We start from the raw sequence: 18,554 nt of genomic DNA on the forward strand, positions 1-18,554 counted from the left end.
CACAACTTTCATAATTCAAGTGTAAATTCATTAATTTACGTCCTATTTCAATAAACTTCTCTTTATTTTTTACTAATGGAATTCTAGGCAATTCTTTACTTAAATTCCCAGAAAACTTACTCTTATATTCATTTGAATGAAACAATCCATAAATATAATACATTAAATTTTCTCTATTTAAGCCAGATATATCAAAACTAGAAAAATTAATATTACTTTCATACTCGCCGTTTTTATTATTTATGAATTCGACAAAACCTTGCCCCTTTTCCATTAAATCCAAATTGGGTATTACGTTTACTGCTAATGCCGAAAATTCTCTTGATGAACCTACTCCTGTAATATAAATTGCTTTATTTTTTTCGCTAAATAATTCTTTACTTTTCCCTGGTCTTTCAATAATATTTCTATCATAATATAGCCATTTTTTTGTAAAAGGACGATACATACTTACTTCAATATTCTTATCATTAAGTGTGATTTTTTCACCTTTTTTAAATTTTTTCGTTAAATTAACAGTCCATTTAATTTTTGAAGACTCCATATTTCGTTTTTCGTTTGTATACTTACCTTTGTTCTCTTTTACTTGTTTAATATTATCGTTGTAGTTCGAAATCATTTCTTGAGCCTTTTTTATCGTTTTTACTTTATTAAATCCATAAACCCATGCGTCCCTATTAGTACTAACGCCTATTACTTTTTTATTAAATACATCTGTAATAGAATTGTAATTCTCATATTTTTCATCTCTTTGGTTTATCCAATCATGGTTATTGTCAGGTTGTATATTTTGCCATTCAATGTTTTTCACAGATTCTTGTTGTGAAATTATATCTAATTTTTCTTTTCTGTTCAAATAGTCTCCAATATCTTTATAATAAATATTATGGTTATTAGAACCATCTTTTATTAAAGTTATAATTACTATTGGAGTACGGCTTCCAGAACCAAATATTTTACCTCCTTCTTTTCTAGACTGTTCTCCTTGAGTCCTTTGGTCTCCTCTTAAATTGTAAATATATATATGATTAAATTCTTCATAAATACTTTTCCGAACTCCTGATGTCGCATTACTATCAATAAAAGAAGCATTGATTACAAATGATATGATACCTTTATCTCCAATTCGGTCTGTAGCCCATCTTAATGCTAAAATATAAGAGTCATATAAAGATTTTCTTAATTTAGCAGTTGAATATTTAGCATAAGTATTCTCTATTCTTTTATTTAAATTGGGATACTTTAAGTTTGCCGTATTATCATTTGCATTTTTTTGTCCTATAGAATAAGGCGGATTGCCAATAATAACAAAAATATCATCCTTTTTTTGTTTCTGTAATCTATAATTATTTTCATTTAAAATATTCTCTTCAAAGTAATCATTAGTTTCAGTACTTTCGAAAGTATCTGTTAACACAATACCTTCGAATGATTCATAATCACCATCAATAAGTGAATTAAATACCTCTTCTATATTAATTGTAGCAATATAGTAACTTAACAAAACAATTTCATTAGCATGAAGTTCTTGATTAAACTTCCGTACTAGATCTTCTTTTTTTATAATCCCACTTTGTAATAATCTTACTATAAATGTGCCAGTGCCCGTAAATGGATCTAACATATGGACATTTTTTTCGCTTAATTCTTTATCAAAATATAACTTAGAAACATCATTTACAGATTTCAAAATAAAATCTACTACTTCTACAGGAGTAAAAAGCGATAACTAACACAATTTTTATAGTTAGAGTTGGTGTATCGCAGTTAGCATTTTTGTCCAAATAAAATTGAAAATGTGTATAGAATTGATTGGGGAATCTTTAGCATAAATAATACTTTATATACAGCAAAACTTTGAGGAACACAAAAAACACTAAAGTCGTATGACAAAACGCCATCGACTTTAGTGTTTTTTAATTGGTTTTATAATAAATATTTTCCAGGAAATAATCTATGCGGTATTTCCACTAACTTTTTAACTTATCATACATGCTCATATAGCTAAGTAGCGAGCATGATATGCTTTAATTTCGGTCTTTTCAAATTCATTTTATGAAATAAATAAACTACAAATAAATGTCCAAATACAAACGAGAATTAACAATCCGATACTGAAACGCATTGCCATTTTCATCAGTTCTGATTCTTTACCTACTTTATTAACTGCTGCTGTAGCGATAGCTATAGATTGTGGTGATACAATCTTAGCAGTTACACCACCAGCGACATTAGCTGCAACAAGTAATGAACCTTTTGTACCAATTTGTTCAGCAACAGAGGCTTGAATTGGCGCAAACAATGAATTATTGTTTACGACGGATCCCGTCATAAATACACCAATCCAACCAAGTAGTGGTGACAATAATGGGAAGGCAGCGCCTGTTTTAGATATGCCTTGTCCCATAGCATTACTTAATCCACCATATGTTGTAATTTTAGATACTGCTAAAATGAAACAAATGGTTAACACTGAAATCCATAATTCTTTAACTGTGAGACCCAGTAAATGACCAGCCGTTTTAAAGCTCATATTTTTCGCAATAATAATTGTAATGATCGCTGTAATTAAAATCGCTGTACCTGTTTGAGCAAAGAAATTGAATGTCAGTTCATTCGGTTTATTAGTCACAGCATTCATCGTACCCGGCACATTAAAGTTCACAACAAGTGCACTTAGGGCACCACCTTTTTCAAATAAACCTTTAAATGCTGGTAAGCTCCAGATCATCACAACAATCGTTAAAATGATAAACGGGCTCCATGCATAAGTGATGTGTCCAATAGAATGTTTAGGCACGGCATCTGCTTTTTCATCTTTATTAATTCTGAAAATATTTTTAGGTTGCCATTTTTTTGAGAACAATGCTAATGCAATCATTGCTACAAGGCCAGGGATAATATCAGCCAACTCTGGTCCAGCAAAAGCTGCAATAAGCACTTGTAAAACTGTGAAAGTAACTGCCACAACTAAAGTGGCTGGGAAAGTTTCTTTCACACCTTTAAAGCCATCCATAATATACATTAATAAAAATGGCACAACGAAACTAATAAAACCTAACGTTAAATTACCAATTAACGCTACTTGAGATGTTGTTACACCACCTGGCAAATTCAAAGTATCCACGATAGCAATCGGTATACCTACCGCACCATAAGCACCTGCTGCTGCATTACTTACTAAACAATACATCGCAGCTTGCAAAGGTTTAAAACCTAATTGTGTTAATAGTACCGCACAAATGGCAATAGGTACGCCAAAGCCTGCAGCACCTTCTAAAAATCCATTAAATACAAAGCCAATCAATAATAATTGAACACGTTGGTCTCGTGAGACACTCGCGATACTATCTTGAACAATAGCAAATTGGCCGCTTTTTGTAGCAATTTTATATAACCAAACTGCCATGATTACAATAAAGCCTATTGGGATAATCCCTTGATAAAAGCCCTCTAAAGTAGCGCCGCCTGCAATACTTCCTGGTAATTTAAAGAAAGCCATAGCAACAATAATTGTAACGATTAACGTTGTAATTGCTGCATAAACACCTTTCATTTTAAATACAGTCAAACATAATAAAAATAATATAATTGGTATTGCGGCTACAATACTTGAAAGTAGCAGATTATTAAAAGGGTTAAAACTTTCAACTAACATATTTGCTCGCTACTCCTTTATTCTGCTTGTCTTATTTCTTTTGCAATATCTTTGTAGTCAATATCCGTATTTGTAAATGCTTCATCATCGACTGCAAAATGTTGTTCAAATGTTTCAAAGTTTTGAATTTCTACCGTAACATCTGAAACTTCAAAATCCAATACGTGTCCGCCAAAATTACGGTCATCATTAGCGAAATGAACATGGAAACCTGCTGAACCAATACCATGGAATAATTCTGGTGTAAAGAAGCCTACAATAGAACCTTTGATATTTTCTTCAATTTGTTCAGGTTGTCTATTCGCTGAGTTAATCAATCTTGTATATGGTGGCTCTTGTCCTGGCATCATACGTACATGCATTTTTTTAAATGTTCCTGAAATTTTAACAGCAGAAAATAAATTTTCACTTAACATTTTTTCTTTAACTTCATCATAAACTTCTGCTAAAGATTTATTGCTTGTGCTATACGTTTTATCAGGTGTAAATCTTGATACGGTTGCATATGGTGATAATTCATCACCTTTCAATTCTACAAATTCTTTATGTTCATTGGCATGATAAGCTTTACCATCAACGATAATCACTTCACCATCTGAACCTGTTAAAGTCGCAATGCCAATGTCTCCATGTTCTAATAAATTATTGATTGAAGCAGTACCTTGTAAAAGGCCTGCCATCAATGTACCTAATGTGCCGTGTTGATATAGTACGTTAGTCATAACTTTATTCACTCCTATTTTGATAAATAATTAATCATTTTCGCCGTTTGATTCGATATTAGTTAAAAGCGTCAGGTAACATATTTGTTGAAAGTTTGACATTATCTTTGTAATTCACTGGGATATCAATTAATACTGGTCCTTCAGTTTCGTATCCCTCTTTAATTGCCGCTTCTAATTCTTCTTGATTTGTTACACGTAAGCCTTTAGCACCAAATGATTCAGCATATTTAACGAAGTCTACTGAACCAAAGTCTACACCTGAACTACGTTCATATTTCATTTCTTCTTGGAATTCAACCATGTTATATTTACCGTCATTCCAAATTAATTGAATGATATTAAGATTTTTACGTACAGCAGTTTCTAAGTCTTGTGCTGAGAATAAGAAACCACCATCACCAGCAACGGATACAACTTGTGTATTAGGACGTACTAAAGCAGCTGAAATAGCCCATGGTAACGCAACACCTAACGTTTGCATACCATTACTGAATAGCAAGTGTCTTGGATTGTAACTTCTAAATTTACGTGCCATCCAAATATAGTGACTACCTACGTCTACAGTTACTGTTGTATCATCTGATAATACTTTTTGCATTGACTTAATGACTTCAACTGGGTGTAACACGCCATCTTCATGTGTTGGTTTGATACCAGTTGATTCAAGTATATGCGCTCTTAAAGTTTCTAATTCGTCTAAATGTTTTTGACTGATAAAAGGTTCATCGACTTTGTCAGAAATAAGTTCGATTGTGCCAGCAATATTACCAACCAATTCTTTTGCTGGTTGCATATGATTTGTAATTTCCGCTTGAATTTCATCTATATTAATAATTTTAGTATCTAATTCTTTATTCCAATTGCTCGCTTCATATTCAATTGGATCATAACCAATCGTAACAACGAGGTCACTTTTTCTTAATAATTCGTCACCGACTTGGTTACGGAATAAACCAACACGACCAAAGAAATGGGATTCTAGTTCACGACTAATCACACCCGCACCTTGGAATGTTTCTACAACTGGTAAATTTGTTTTTTCAACTAATTTACGGATTGCATTCGTTTCGTCTGAACTTGAACTTCTCATACCTGCTAATAATACAGGGAATTTCGCGTTTTTAATCGCTTCAATTACTTCATTAACATTTTGTTCACTTGGCACACCTAAGCTAGGTTTTTGGCAAAGTGCAATCGCTTGTGATTCAACCGGTGCAGAAATAACATCTTGCGGTATGCTTATGAAACTTGCGCCATTTTTACCTGAAGTTGCAGTTCTCATCGCATTTGTCATAACTTCTGATAATGACTCTGGATCTTGAACTTCTTCACTATATTTTGTTGAAGATTTTAATAATGCTGCATTATCAATACTTTGGTGTGTTAGACGTAATAAATCGTTACGTTTAACTTGGCCACCTAATGCTAATACAGGGTCTCCTTCTGATGTCGCTGTTAAAAGTCCAGTCGTTAAATTACTTACCCCTGGGCCACTTGTTACTAAGGCAACACCTGGTTTACCTGTTAAGCGTCCAATACCTTGTGCCATCATTGCCGCGTTTTGCTCATGACGCGTTACAATAAGTTCTGGGCCATCATCTTCAAGTGCATTGAATAAATAATCGATTTTAGCACCTGGGATACCGAATACATATTCCACACCATTATTTTTCAAAGTATTTATTACCATATTTGCTGCTGTATAATTTTTGTCAGCCATTTTACATTCATTTCCTTTCAACATTTAATGCAAAAAATCATTAATCATTGCAAGCAATTTAAATTATTCACTTAACAATGTATTAAAAATTTAATCTCATTACATTATTATGAAAAAATCATATTTAATACTCTAAATTAGCGCCGTTCACATTTAGTCCTATACCATGGCATGTCATAACGAATGATTTGCGCTGTAAATTGATTACATACTTATTATAAAACGCTGCAACATATATATAAAATACATATTATCTATCTAACCCATAGAAAAAAGTAATGGTTAGAACATGTGAAAGTTGGATAATTTGCGTGTATATGGATAACTATTATATAGGAAGTTTTTAAAATAGCTATTATCTTTCCAGTTGCTCATATATTGATACTTGAAAAATTAAACTCTCCTATTTAGTACTTACACGCGTGCGTGCATAAATAAATGTACATATATTTTAATAGTTGTGTTTGTTGAAGATTGATCGGGGTAAAATTACATAGAACTATAATTTTTCTATATTTAATTAGCAATGCTATATTATGGAATGTTTGTAAATTTTCTGTTTAAATGAAGTTGTACATCAATAGAATAACAAAAAAGATATTTAAAAAATTTATTTCTATCTATGTTTTAATAGTAGAAATAAAAAAGATTCCATATTAGAATGGCACCTATAAAAAATATGTATTTTAATGATAGGTGATTTAGTATTATACTATAGTTGCAAGTTGAGATAAGGAAAGGTGATTAGATAATGGCTACTAACAAAGAGTCAAAAAGCGTTGTAATAATTGGCGCTGGGGTATTAAGTACTACATTCGGTACAATGATTAAAGAATTAGCACCAGAATGGGATATTAAATTATACGAGCGTTTAGAACGTCCAGGTGATGAAAGTTCTCACGAGCGTCATAACGCTGGTACAGGACACGCTGCTTTATGTGAATTGAATTATACAGTTAGACAACCAGATGGTTCAATTAACATTGAGCAAGCGAAAGAGATTAATGAACAATTTGAATTATCAAAACAATTTTGGAGTCATTTAGTTCAAAACAAAACAATCAGTAACCCTGAAGAATTTATTCGTCCGCTACCACACATTAGCTTTGTAAGAGGTAAAAATAACGTTCAATTTTTAAAAGATCGTTATGAAGCTATGAAAGAATTCCCAATGTTCGACAATATTGAATATACAGAAGATATTGAACAAATGAGAAAATGGATTCCATTAATGATGCAAGGTCATAGTGCAGGTGACATTATGGCAGCTAGTAAAATTGATGAAGGTTCTGACGTAAACTTTGGTGAACTTACTCGTAAAATGGCCAAAAACTTAGAAAAACAACCTAATGTAGATGTTCAATACAACCACGAAGTAATGGACTTTAACCAACGTAAAGACGGTAAATGGGAAGTTAAAGTACGTCAACGTAACAGTGGTAGTGTAGAAACACAACTAGCTGATTATGTATTTATTGGTGCAGGTGGTGGCGCAATTCCACTATTACAAAAAACAGGAATTCCTGAAAGTAAACACTTAGGTGGATTCCCAATCACTGGTCAATTCTTAATCTGTACAAATCCAGATGTTATACAAGCACATGATGCTAAAGTATACGGTAAAGAACCTCAAGGTACACCACCAATGACTGTACCTCACTTAGATACACGTTATATTGATGGTGAACGTACATTACTATTTGGACCATTCGCTAGTATTGGACCTAAATTCCTTAAACAAGGTTCTAATTTAGATTTATTTAAATCTGTTAAACCATATAACATCACAACTTTATTAGCATCAGCAGTTAAAAACTTACCATTAATTAAATATTCAATTGATCAAATCTTGATGACTAAAGAAGGTACTATGAACCATCTTCGTACATTCTACCCAGAAGCACGTGACGAAGACTGGCAATTATACAATGCTGGTAAACGTGTTCAAGTAATCAAAGATACACCTGAAAACGGTAAAGGCTTTATCCAATTCGGTACAGAAGTGGTTAATTCTGAAGATCATACTGTAATTGCATTATTAGGTGAATCTCCAGGGGCTTCTACTTCAGTATCAGTTGCATTAGAAGTATTAGAGAAAAACTTCCCTGAATATAAATCAGAATGGACACCAAAAATCAAAAAAATGATTCCATCTTATGGTCAATCATTAATTGAAGATCCTGATTTAATGAGACGTACACGTCAACAAACTTCTAAAAGCTTAAACCTAAACTATTATAGTAAATAGTAGTTTAATGCATAATAATTTTAAAGGATTGTGAAAAAAATGAAAAAACTATTAGTAGTTTCAGTAATCGGCGCTATCGGTTTTTGCGCTTTAAAACGTTATCAAAAACACGTGAATAAAGCACCGAATATCGAATATTAAAAACAACTAACAATTGTAGGGCTTCAATTGAGAGTTTAGAACGACCCCCACTCTTAATTGTAAAAAGACTAATTCGCTTGAGCGAATTAGTCTTTTTTTATATTTCCAATCTTCTTAATCATGCTTCGAATTTCATTACACTTCTCTCAAACCAATTCAAAATACTCAAATTAATAAAATTCATATTTCCCAAAATTCATTCCAACTATATTCCAAATATAATTTTATATAGTATTATTTTATATATTAATCATTTCATAAAAATTAGGAAGCTCATATGACAGAATACCTATTGTTATTAGGTGCAGATCAGTTTTTAAGAGAACATGCTTACGCTGGTGGCAAAGCAATCGGTGATTTTCAAATATGGACAGCAATTCAAAATGCAAAATATAAGTACAATGCGTATTTTGATTTTTGCATTGATGCCAATCCTTTAAGCTATGAAGAGATAAAGAAAGAGATAGCATATTATCAAATTCAGGGGTACGAACCAAAAAGCATCGTCCCCTTAAATGATTGGACATTAGAAGTAGCTAATCAATTAAATCGAGACTACGGTTTGCCTTACCTTGAACCAAAGGTTATTAAAGCTTGCAGAAACAAGCACATCATGAAATTCTTATTTGAAAAAGCAAACATTCCTACAGCAAAGTCGATACAATTTAATGATGCAACAGAATTGAAAGAATGTATCAAAGAATTTACTTTCCCAGTAATTATAAAACCAATGGATTTTGGAGGCAGTGATGGGGTTTACTTAGCAAATAACGAAAAAGAATGCATGGATGCCTATAGAAAATCGAAACAAATTATGGAGACTTATGCTGATACCTTTCATGTATCTAAAAATAAATTTCTGATTGAAACATTTATTGATAGTGATGACGAAGTTTCAGTTGAAGTGTTGTGTGGTCATCATTTTTATGAGGTCATTACAGTTACCGAATAATATTTATCTCCCAGACCATGGTTTACTGAAATGGGTCATTTAGTCCCAAGTCACAGATATAAAAATGAAGATATTAAAAACCTTGCAATCCGCACGTGTCAGACTTTAGGTATTACGCGAGGCGTTGCTCATGTGGAAATAAAAATCAAAGGCGACCAACTCTATGTCATAGAAGCTGCTGCTAGACCTGGTGGTGACGCTATAATGGACTTAGTTGAAAATGCTTATGATATGAACCCTTATCAACTCCATATTTCTATGTACATTAATAATAAAGTTAAATCAGCAGATATATTCACACCAAAACGTACGTCTGCTATCGCTTTTATGAAAGCTAAAAAAGGTAAGATACAAAATATTAACTATCCTGATATAGCCAATGATTCTGAAATAAAAAAAGTAAATTTATTAAAGGGTATTGGAGACAATGTAACCGATCCTGAAAATTGGAGCAGTCGTGAAGGACTTGTGTAGTTTAGCTGGCCTGAATTATCGACTACAAAAACTTTCAAACATATTCATAAAGCCAATGAACTGGCATCTAAAATTTTTGATTGTAGTGATGCGCATCATGACTAATTATTTAATAATCATTGCATTATACCGTTTTATCTGTTTAGTCTACCTAATTCTTTGCTTAGCAATTAGAAGTAGAAATAAGATGATGCATCTTACCTCTATAAACGAATCATCTCCACCCAAGTCATCTGTAAAATTAATACATTATTTTATGAGCATGCTATTGATTTTATTTTGAGTGCAGCAGTAAATCAATGCAATCTTTACATGGCAAAATCAGAGGATAATGAAAAGGCATTACGTGAAATATTATATGTCATTGATGATCAGTACACTATTTTAAAGACTTTGTTTAAAAGATCGGATCTTAATATAGTTAAACAAACATTATCAAAGAAAATGCGCGACAACATGAATCAAGAAAATAATGAAATTACAATCCAATTTTTATCATCAGCTGTAGTAGGCGTTATTGTATGGTGGATTGAAGCATCAAAACCATGTGATATTGATACTTTAACAACAGAGCTGTCCGTTTTATTGGAACCCCATTCAAAGCACTTATAATGCTAAAATTGATTGGAGCATAAAGTTTATATTAAATCGTGTTATAAATTGGGAGTCTGGGACATAAATAAATGTCTCAGTCTCTTTATGTACAATAAAAAAGAATATCTAAATCATTAACTAGTCATTTTTCAATGTCTATCCCTATGTCACTCAACAAAAATTAAAAGTTATAGAATTTATACATAAAATCGATTTAAATCCAAAATAATTTCAACTCTAGTTTAAACTGCGCCTATCAGTTATAATTAGCTGATGTGTGTTATTTTCATTAAGGGGGAGCATGTTGAAGTATTTTGAAGAAATACCTATTATTAGATCTATTGCTACACTATTTATCGTATGTGTTCATCTATCAGTTTCATATACGAATAGCGAAAACAACCATAATATGACCATTCTCGCAGGATATTTGAGTCAAATTGGTCGGCTTGGCACGCCTGTTTTTGCAGTGATTAGCGCTTTTTTATTAACCCATTCTGTATTAAAACGAGGTTTTGATTTAAACTATTTCGCTAAATCACGATTCACCAAAATATTTGTGCCTTATATCATTTGGACTACCGTTTATTTATATTATTTAGGTGTTGTTGAAGTGAATTTAGATAGTAATAAAAACTTTATTAGCTATTATTTATTTGGAACTGGAAATTACCATTTATATTTTATATTAACCGTGCTGCAGTTTTACATATTATTTCCATTCTTACAAAAAATTAAAAAAGGGATTCCCTTATTACTAACTTACTTATTATTTACATTCATCACTATTTTATGGCAATTAAACTATGAACACATTTCAATTGATATACCAGTTATCGGTACTTTTATAACAAGTAGGGCATTCATACTCAATTGGATTTCTTATTTTATATTGGGTATTATTTTTGCTAAGTATTATGAAGAAATCAATTCATTGATCAAAAAGTATATCAAGTTATTTTTACCTGCCATTGTTGTCGTCTTTATATCTTTTTTATTGTTTATTGATTTAGATCATTTTGTAACCTCATCGCATCCAGCATTTTTATTATATACATCGTTTTTCTTAATATTTTTGATTTATTTTTATTTTTTAATTAGAAAAAATAAATTACTTATGAAAACATTAACTTTAATTGGTAATTACTCTATGGGGATATATTTAGTACATCCTTTAGTAAAATGGCTTGTATTAAAAATTTCAATTTTTGATAATAGAGATAGCATACTGTTATATGGTCTTTCATACATCATTATCGTCGGTTTATCTGTACTAGTTATTCATTTACTTATTAAAATTCCAAATGGAAACTATATCGTACCTGTCCCTAGAAAAACAAAACTTAAAAGTAATCCCACTCAATATTTCAGAAGTAAACCATCATCATAAATTTACTGTTTTCCATCTAATCAAATTCATTTCACTATTAATATAGCGAAAAGCAATATAGCTTCCTTGACACCACACGTCAAGGAAGCTATATTTTGACTTTGTAGGAGAACGAAAACCGCATAAAAGACGTATTTACTGAAAAATACATTAAGTTGCGCTATGCCCCCACTACTATAAAAATAACTACTATTCACAAGCTACTTTTTAAAATCACCCCCAAAAAAATTGCACAATTTATACAACTTTTAAAAACTATTCCATAATTACTGGTTTTAATAGTATAATAAATAACAAAAGTTAATTGTTGTCACAAAACACAAAAAGCAACTATTTATATTTACACAACTAGAGGCTAATTACAAAATTTCATCAAATTATAAATCTTATGAACATAGAAAGGGGTATGAAATGAAAGTTATAAAAAGTAATAAAGTAACAAATAAATTTAAAGTAAGTATACTTATAAGTACATACAATAAAGAGAAGTTTATTGAAAATACGTTAAATAGTATATTGGCACAGACAATGAATAAAAATGATTTTGAATTAATCATTGTAGATGATTGTTCCACAGATAATACGCTTGATATTATATCTAAAAAGATTGAAAGTTTTTCTAATTATCAATTTGTTCAATTAGATGAAAATTCAGGAACACCTGCCAAACCTCGTAATCTATCAATCGATTTAAGCAAAGGTAAATACATTATGTTTGTAGATGGCGATGATTGGTTACCTTCAGATGCCTTGGAAAATTTATATACGCTTTTAAAATCAAATAAAACTGACTATGCTACAGGTCTTACAAAATATGTATATAGTGATCGTATTGCACGTAGTGGTGTTGCCTTATCTAAAATTGCATATAATAAAGTTGGTTTGAAAAATTTTAGAAAATCATTTTATCATTTAGCGCCTGCTGGTAGGATGATGAAATCTAGTGTTATCAAAAAAAATAATATTCGTTTCCCAGAAATGATATTTGGAGAAGATTTACAATTTTTCGCTGAAGTGTTTTTTAACACTAAAAATATCAGTACCACACAAGACGTTGTTTATTGTGCTAATCGTTATGACGAAAATATTTCTTTAGTAAAATCTGAAGCATCTACCGTGCTTAATCGTATAAAATGGCAAAATGAAGCCTACCGTTACTTAACAAAAAAATACAAAAACAATAAAATTTTTGCTAACTTATTATACCGAATTATAAACAAAGATATTTTAGAAGGTAAATTTTATAAAAAAGGATTCATTAAAGAAATTGATACATTACTTCCTGTCTTTCAAGATATTTTAAATACGATAGATAATGATTTTAATTCTTTGGACTATGCAGATGACACATTGAATCAACATGCCTTAACGCTCATTAAAAATGGTGACAAAGAAGAGATTATAGACTTTGTTAACTTTTATTTAAAGAAAGACGAGAAGCCACTTTACCTTTCAAACGATAAATACTATTACGTCTATAAAGAAAATAAATATAAAAAAAGAATGCATATCATATTGCAAAAAATAATCAAAAAAGATGAAAACATATTTTTAAAACTCTACTCTAAAAACTCAGAATTAAAATATCTTGAAATAAAAAATAGAAAAGATCCAACCAACTATACAGTTCTAGAGATTAAAAAACATCTTTTCAAAACTGGAGAATACACAGTTCAATTCAAAGCAAATGAACTTTCAAAAGGTAAATTAGCACTGACAGTACTTGATAAAGATTTAAATGGAGCTGCTATTAAATCAGGTATGCAATTCGATTTTTATGAGACTGTTAACGGAAATCTCGGTTATATTAAGAAATGATACTTTTACCCTCCTTATTATAGATTTAATGATACGTCCTAACTATCAAAATAAATCAATCAGTAAAATTTAAAAACGACAGTTATAACCTGTAGTTGAAGCGATGTCATAACACATAGCCAGTAACAAATAAAATACTTATAGATGCAAAAAGGCGAACCCACTAGGATTCGCCTATATTTATAATATGATCAAATAACAAGATTTGAATTTTCATATTATTTCCCTCTTTTCTACTATTTGCTTTTCCTTGAATTTACAACCCAATTGTCTTTCTGATACCTTTTAATTGAATATCTCTCATCGTCGATGCCACTTCTCTCACGTCAATGCTATCTTTATTAGCGGACCAATACTAAAATGTTTTAATTAAAATAACATACAAATATTCTTTCACTAAATCTTCACGTACTTTGGATACATGATGAAGCTCACCTAAATTGATAAACCTTTTACCTATTTCATTCTTTATTTTCATTTCAAAACTTGAGTCTCCATTATGCCCTAATAAAAGTCGTATTGTTTCTGAATATGGCTCTAATGCTTCAAACAATTGTTGAAATACTTCAACATTCAACATATCTTCTTTCGCAAATTGTTGATCTATCTTTTGACGTTCTTCGTATAAATGCGTCAAAATCTCTTCTTCTATCTCTGATAGCAAATTATATTTATCATCATAATATCTATAAAATGTACTTCTTGTGATCTCCGCTAATCATACTATTCTATAAATGTCAATAACTCATGTATTAATTTTAATATTTATACTGCCGATTAATAGATAATATAACTATTTTATTCTAACCAAAGATGTTTGGTTTAGCATATTACGTAATAATTAATAAGATTAAAAATTTTTTTACTAAACAACTATGGATATACCAAAGCAACTGAATTTACTGATTTATTATTGCTCTCTTCTAAAAGTTTTTATCGTTTAATAAATGAAATTTTAAAAGATCTATTAATAAGCTCCCCAAAACCAACGACTGTGTACCAAATTATTAATAAATTCTATATTAGTGAAAGTATGTTATCCGTAGATGAAAAAATGATTATAGAAACGATCCAGCCATTTAACCTAAAACTGATTCGCAAAGATCGTACCTTGGTAATTTCTGGAGAAGAATCTGATATCAGAAGTGCATTAATGCAAAGTATGGATACTATATTTTTAGATATTGAAAAATCAGATAGTATACCCAAAATATAGAAGAAAAAGATAAAATTTTGTTTATCACCAAATAAGTACGATTGAAAAAACGCTCAATGTTAGCATACCGTACCCATACAATATTAATATCTTTTCACACTTATATATTTTAATATCACGCTTTAGAAAGCACGAAAAACCCGAAGTAAAAAAACATAAAAATTGCACCCCTTAAAGTTGGAATTTTAGTCCGACTTTAGGGAGTGCATATCATTTGAATTCAACGAAAGTGTTTTTTATTGTTATGACTTATATTCAACTATATAAAATTATTAGATTTAACTAATTAAACTTTTTATTTGTATCTCGACCACCTTCTATTGCTTCGTCGAGATATTCTATATTAGATTCTAAGTTAATAACGCTGTAGTATGGTTTAGATTTAATACGCTCTTTATCACCAATAATATAAAATTCTTTTTTAGCTCTTGTTACAGCAACGTTTAATAAATTTGGTTTTGCACATGACCAATTGACTGCACCATCTTGATTATTGTCAGTACCTATTACAAAATAAACTTTCTTTGCTTCTTTACCCTGGAATGTATGTACAGTTCCAATTGAATTTTTGATCCAGTCACTTACTTTTTTAGTATCATCGCTTACAGTTTGAATCAATTCTCTTCTTGCTAATAATTGAATTTGTTTTTTTACTTCAGTAAATGGTGAAATGACATAAACGCTTGGTTCATTCTCTCCATTTTCTATACTTTGTTTCCAATCGTTTTTAAGTAGTGCTATGACTTTATCCCCTTGTTCTTTTACGAATTGCCTCTGTACAGAATTACCTTTAACATCATACCATCCAGTTTTACCTATATCGGTAATAGTTTTAGGTAAGACCATTTTATTATCATAGGCAATTTGATTGGCGATAGTAAACATTGGCTTTAAACATCTTCTATGTACCCATAATGGAATTCCAATCCAGTGTTTTTTAGCATCATCATCCGTCTGGGTTTTCCAATATCCATATTTATTTGCAAAGTCAGCTACGGTTTGAACAGAAGATTCTTTTGAAAGTAAGCGTTCATGAATATTATAGCCTTTTCTAATATTAGCTATTAAATTATCTTCCATTGTTACTACTGGCTCTATTTGAATAGGATCTCCAACTGCAATCACTCTCTTAGAACGATATAATGCACCGACTGCTGCTTGTGGTAGGGCTTGTCCGGCTTCATCTATAAACAAGTAATCAATAAAATCTTTAGGCAAACCTCTATACATTGATGCAAAACTTGCAAATGTTGTACTCACTACAGGAAAAATAAGATGCATCACATTCCATGCATTAGTCACTCGAATCGGCGCTGAATCAAGATATGAATTACGAGCTTTAAAGTCTTGCATAGCATAATAAACTGGACCATTATTGGCAATTAATATCAGTTTTTGGAGTTCCATTGCTTTTAAAAATAATAATCCACGATGATATTGTAATTCATTAGAATTCCACAGGTTTTCTACCTGACGTTTTTCATATTTATTTTTATTCCAAAAATCAGAATCAGGAAATGTCACATTAGAATCACTTTTATATTGATTATACTCTGTCAATTTAATATTACACTCATTTATTTTTTCTTCGTTATTCTTTATCTTTTGCTCAAAATCTTTATTATTATTACTTATCTCTTTTATACATTTTTGTAAATCATTTATTTTTGTATGGTAAGACTTTTTTTCTTCTAATAATTTTATTTTATCTTCTTTACACTTATCTAGATTAGTAGTAGTTTGGTTTAACCATGACTTCATTTTCTTAAATATATTATTGGGGTTATATGTTTGAATCATTTCATCAATTGTTTCAATTTGTTGCTCTATATATTGAAAATTATTTTTTACATCCTCTAATTCACTGTTTTTGCTTGATAAATCATTACGGTTTTGATTTAAACTTTCTTTCAACATTTCTATTTCTGATTCTAATTCTTTTTCTTTATTTAATAATTTTTCATTTTCTTTGTATTTATTATATGCTTCAACTGATAGTTCTTTTAATTCTTTCACTTTTTTGAGTTCTTTACCAAAATCTTTCGTACAATCTCTCCATTTTTTCATAAGTTGTTTATAACTAAGACTATTTTTTTCATTTTGCAACAACTTCACAAATGAAGTGTGCGGATCGTCAAATTTTGAATCACTATTATTTGAATCATTATTAAGAATTTGATTCATTACTTTATTGATATTGTCACCTTTTCCAAACACACCCGAAAATAATCCCCACGCTGGCTCTCCTATTAATCGAGATGCAATCGTGCTAAAGCTTTTCAATTCATCGATCGCTTTATTATAAGCTAGTTCATAATCTGGAAACACTTTACCTTCATGATCGCGAGCTACTTCTTCCATTTTTGGTAAATCTTTAGATATGTTTTCTACAGCACCATTATTACTTGATGCAACTACCATTTTAAATTTAGAAAATTCCTCTTTTAACACTTTAATAGGAGAAGTATCTGTTTCATGTATTTTAAAATTTTCAAATGCATCTCGTGGTTCATCCAAAGCTGCAAAGGCTTTAGCACGCTCAACAACCAAGTGTGCAAAGATATCCTTTAATAAAGTCGTTTTCCCTGTTCCTGGAGGGCCATTTACTGTACTAATATGTTCTTTACTACTTGTTATTTGGTTTACAGCTAATTGTTGCATTAAATATAATTTATGTTCAATTTGAGATGGCCAACGACCGTCTGGTAAGTTTGCCGGGTGTAAAAACTCATCGAATATTTCTTTATTCTCATCTACTTCAATACGCTTTTCACCATTTATACCTTCAATATAAGCTTTCAAAGTTTGATTAGGGTCTTTACGAGCTCTTTCTATATCACCAATAAAGAAACTATTAAAATTAGGGTCTGGAGATTCACTATTTTTAACATATTCAATCACAAAATAATGTTTGAATATGCCATTTGTTTCAGAAATAAGTACAGCAAAAAAGTCACGATATGTTGCATCCAATCGCTTAAGTTTATCTTTGTTAATAGGCTCATCTGCAATAATTTCGTTAAATCTTTGTTGAAATTTACGTTTAGAGTCATTAAATATTTGTTCTATATTTGCGCTCTTATTATTTCTGATTTCTTTAAGTGCACTCATAATCATGGGAATATGTAGACTGTCTGTTATTACTTTTCCATTTTCATCAGTTTGGAATGTATAGCCATAACAACGCTTTTCATTTGGGTTGAAAATTTCTGTGTTATCGTTAAAAATATTTTGAATTTCTTTATCAATTTCTTTATAGTAAAAGCAATTTCTATATAAACGAAATATTCTTTTACCGTATTTTTGAGATTGCTCTGCAATTGTATATCGTTCGTCATTCCATATATCATAATAATCATCAAAGCTTTGTAATTGCTTTTGTTGTTCATTATTTTGAAAATTACTTTTAGGTAAAGTGCTTCCCTTGTCGTATTTAACTTCACCAGGTTGTAAAGATTCTACAAGTAACCATGCTGATAAAGTATCATTAACTAAATTCGCCATTTTATCTCACCCTTATTTAATTAAGTTCATCACCTTATTTTAGCAATATTCTGAAAAAATTCATAATGACTATAAATATTAATAATATTCTATTAAGTTAATCAAACAATTAAA

General features: G+C 30.5%; 14 protein-coding genes. 8 read left to right on the forward strand and 6 right to left on the reverse strand.

What is annotated here, in order from left to right:
• From CD032_RS10950 to alsS, 4 genes are all read right to left on the reverse strand, one after another.
• The coding region (locus tag CD032_RS10950; protein ID WP_308446734.1) for a type ISP restriction/modification enzyme at window positions 1-1,690 on the reverse strand (1,690 nt) is incomplete at its 3' end.
• Window positions 1,691-2,053: 363 nt separating this feature from the next.
• Complete coding sequence (locus tag CD032_RS10955; RefSeq protein WP_011302085.1) at window positions 2,054-3,658, reverse strand: L-lactate permease; 1,605 nt, start codon at window positions 3,656-3,658, stop codon at window positions 2,054-2,056.
• Between the two features lie 17 nt (window positions 3,659-3,675).
• A complete protein-coding gene (budA, locus tag CD032_RS10960) occupies window positions 3,676-4,380 on the reverse strand; it encodes an acetolactate decarboxylase (RefSeq protein ID WP_047502956.1) in 705 nt (234 codons plus the stop codon).
• Between the two features lie 58 nt (window positions 4,381-4,438).
• Window positions 4,439-6,103 (reverse strand): acetolactate synthase AlsS, encoded by a 1,665-nt coding sequence (gene alsS, locus CD032_RS10965; protein WP_011302083.1) that lies wholly within the window; start codon window positions 6,101-6,103, stop codon window positions 4,439-4,441.
• A 751-nt stretch (window positions 6,104-6,854) separates the two neighbouring features.
• Here alsS and lqo point away from each other — a divergent pair.
• The 7 genes from lqo (at window position 6,855) to CD032_RS11000 (ending at window position 13,720) form a co-directional block, all read left to right on the forward strand.
• Window positions 6,855-8,351: an L-lactate dehydrogenase (quinone) gene (gene lqo / locus CD032_RS10970; RefSeq protein ID WP_103211482.1), complete on the forward strand. Its 1,497-nt coding sequence runs from the start codon at window positions 6,855-6,857 to the stop codon at window positions 8,349-8,351.
• Between the two features lie 39 nt (window positions 8,352-8,390).
• A complete protein-coding gene (locus tag CD032_RS10975) occupies window positions 8,391-8,492 on the forward strand; it encodes an SE2200 family small protein (RefSeq protein ID WP_019468545.1) in 102 nt (33 codons plus the stop codon).
• A gap of 277 nt (window positions 8,493-8,769) precedes the next feature.
• Window positions 8,770-9,444 (forward strand): ATP-grasp domain-containing protein, encoded by a 675-nt coding sequence (locus CD032_RS13555; protein ID WP_231912223.1) that lies wholly within the window; start codon window positions 8,770-8,772, stop codon window positions 9,442-9,444.
• Window positions 9,445-9,474: 30 nt separating this feature from the next.
• Complete coding sequence (locus tag CD032_RS13560) at window positions 9,475-9,918, forward strand: ATP-grasp domain-containing protein (protein WP_231098967.1); 444 nt, start codon at window positions 9,475-9,477, stop codon at window positions 9,916-9,918.
• Window positions 9,919-10,230: 312 nt separating this feature from the next.
• Window positions 10,231-10,530: a TetR-like C-terminal domain-containing protein gene (locus CD032_RS10990; RefSeq protein WP_225310471.1), complete on the forward strand. Its 300-nt coding sequence runs from the start codon at window positions 10,231-10,233 to the stop codon at window positions 10,528-10,530.
• Window positions 10,531-10,816: 286 nt separating this feature from the next.
• Complete coding sequence (locus tag CD032_RS10995; RefSeq protein ID WP_216641423.1) at window positions 10,817-11,902, forward strand: acyltransferase; 1,086 nt, start codon at window positions 10,817-10,819, stop codon at window positions 11,900-11,902.
• Window positions 11,903-12,313: 411 nt separating this feature from the next.
• The gene (locus tag CD032_RS11000) at window positions 12,314-13,720 is read left to right on the forward strand and encodes a glycosyltransferase family 2 protein (protein WP_048787127.1); all 1,407 of its coding nucleotides are present in this window, start codon (window positions 12,314-12,316) and stop codon (window positions 13,718-13,720) included.
• Between the two features lie 355 nt (window positions 13,721-14,075).
• Here CD032_RS11000 and CD032_RS13565 read toward each other — a convergent pair whose 3' ends face one another.
• Window positions 14,076-14,384 (reverse strand): TetR-like C-terminal domain-containing protein, encoded by a 309-nt coding sequence (locus CD032_RS13565; protein ID WP_233434121.1) that lies wholly within the window; start codon window positions 14,382-14,384, stop codon window positions 14,076-14,078.
• A gap of 249 nt (window positions 14,385-14,633) precedes the next feature.
• On the opposite strand from CD032_RS13565, the gene CD032_RS13155 reads away from it, so the two are divergent.
• Window positions 14,634-14,936, forward strand: a complete 303-nt coding sequence (locus tag CD032_RS13155) for a helix-turn-helix domain-containing protein (RefSeq protein ID WP_142921408.1) — start codon at window positions 14,634-14,636, stop codon at window positions 14,934-14,936.
• Between the two features lie 282 nt (window positions 14,937-15,218).
• On the opposite strand, the gene CD032_RS11015 is transcribed toward CD032_RS13155, so the two are convergent.
• Window positions 15,219-18,440 (reverse strand): DEAD/DEAH box helicase, encoded by a 3,222-nt coding sequence (locus CD032_RS11015; RefSeq protein WP_103211484.1) that lies wholly within the window; start codon window positions 18,438-18,440, stop codon window positions 15,219-15,221.
• Window positions 18,441-18,554 lie beyond the last annotated feature (114 nt).

The organism is Staphylococcus cohnii subsp. cohnii (genome assembly GCF_002902365.1).
Classification (GTDB): Bacteria; Bacillota; Bacilli; order Staphylococcales; family Staphylococcaceae; genus Staphylococcus; species Staphylococcus cohnii.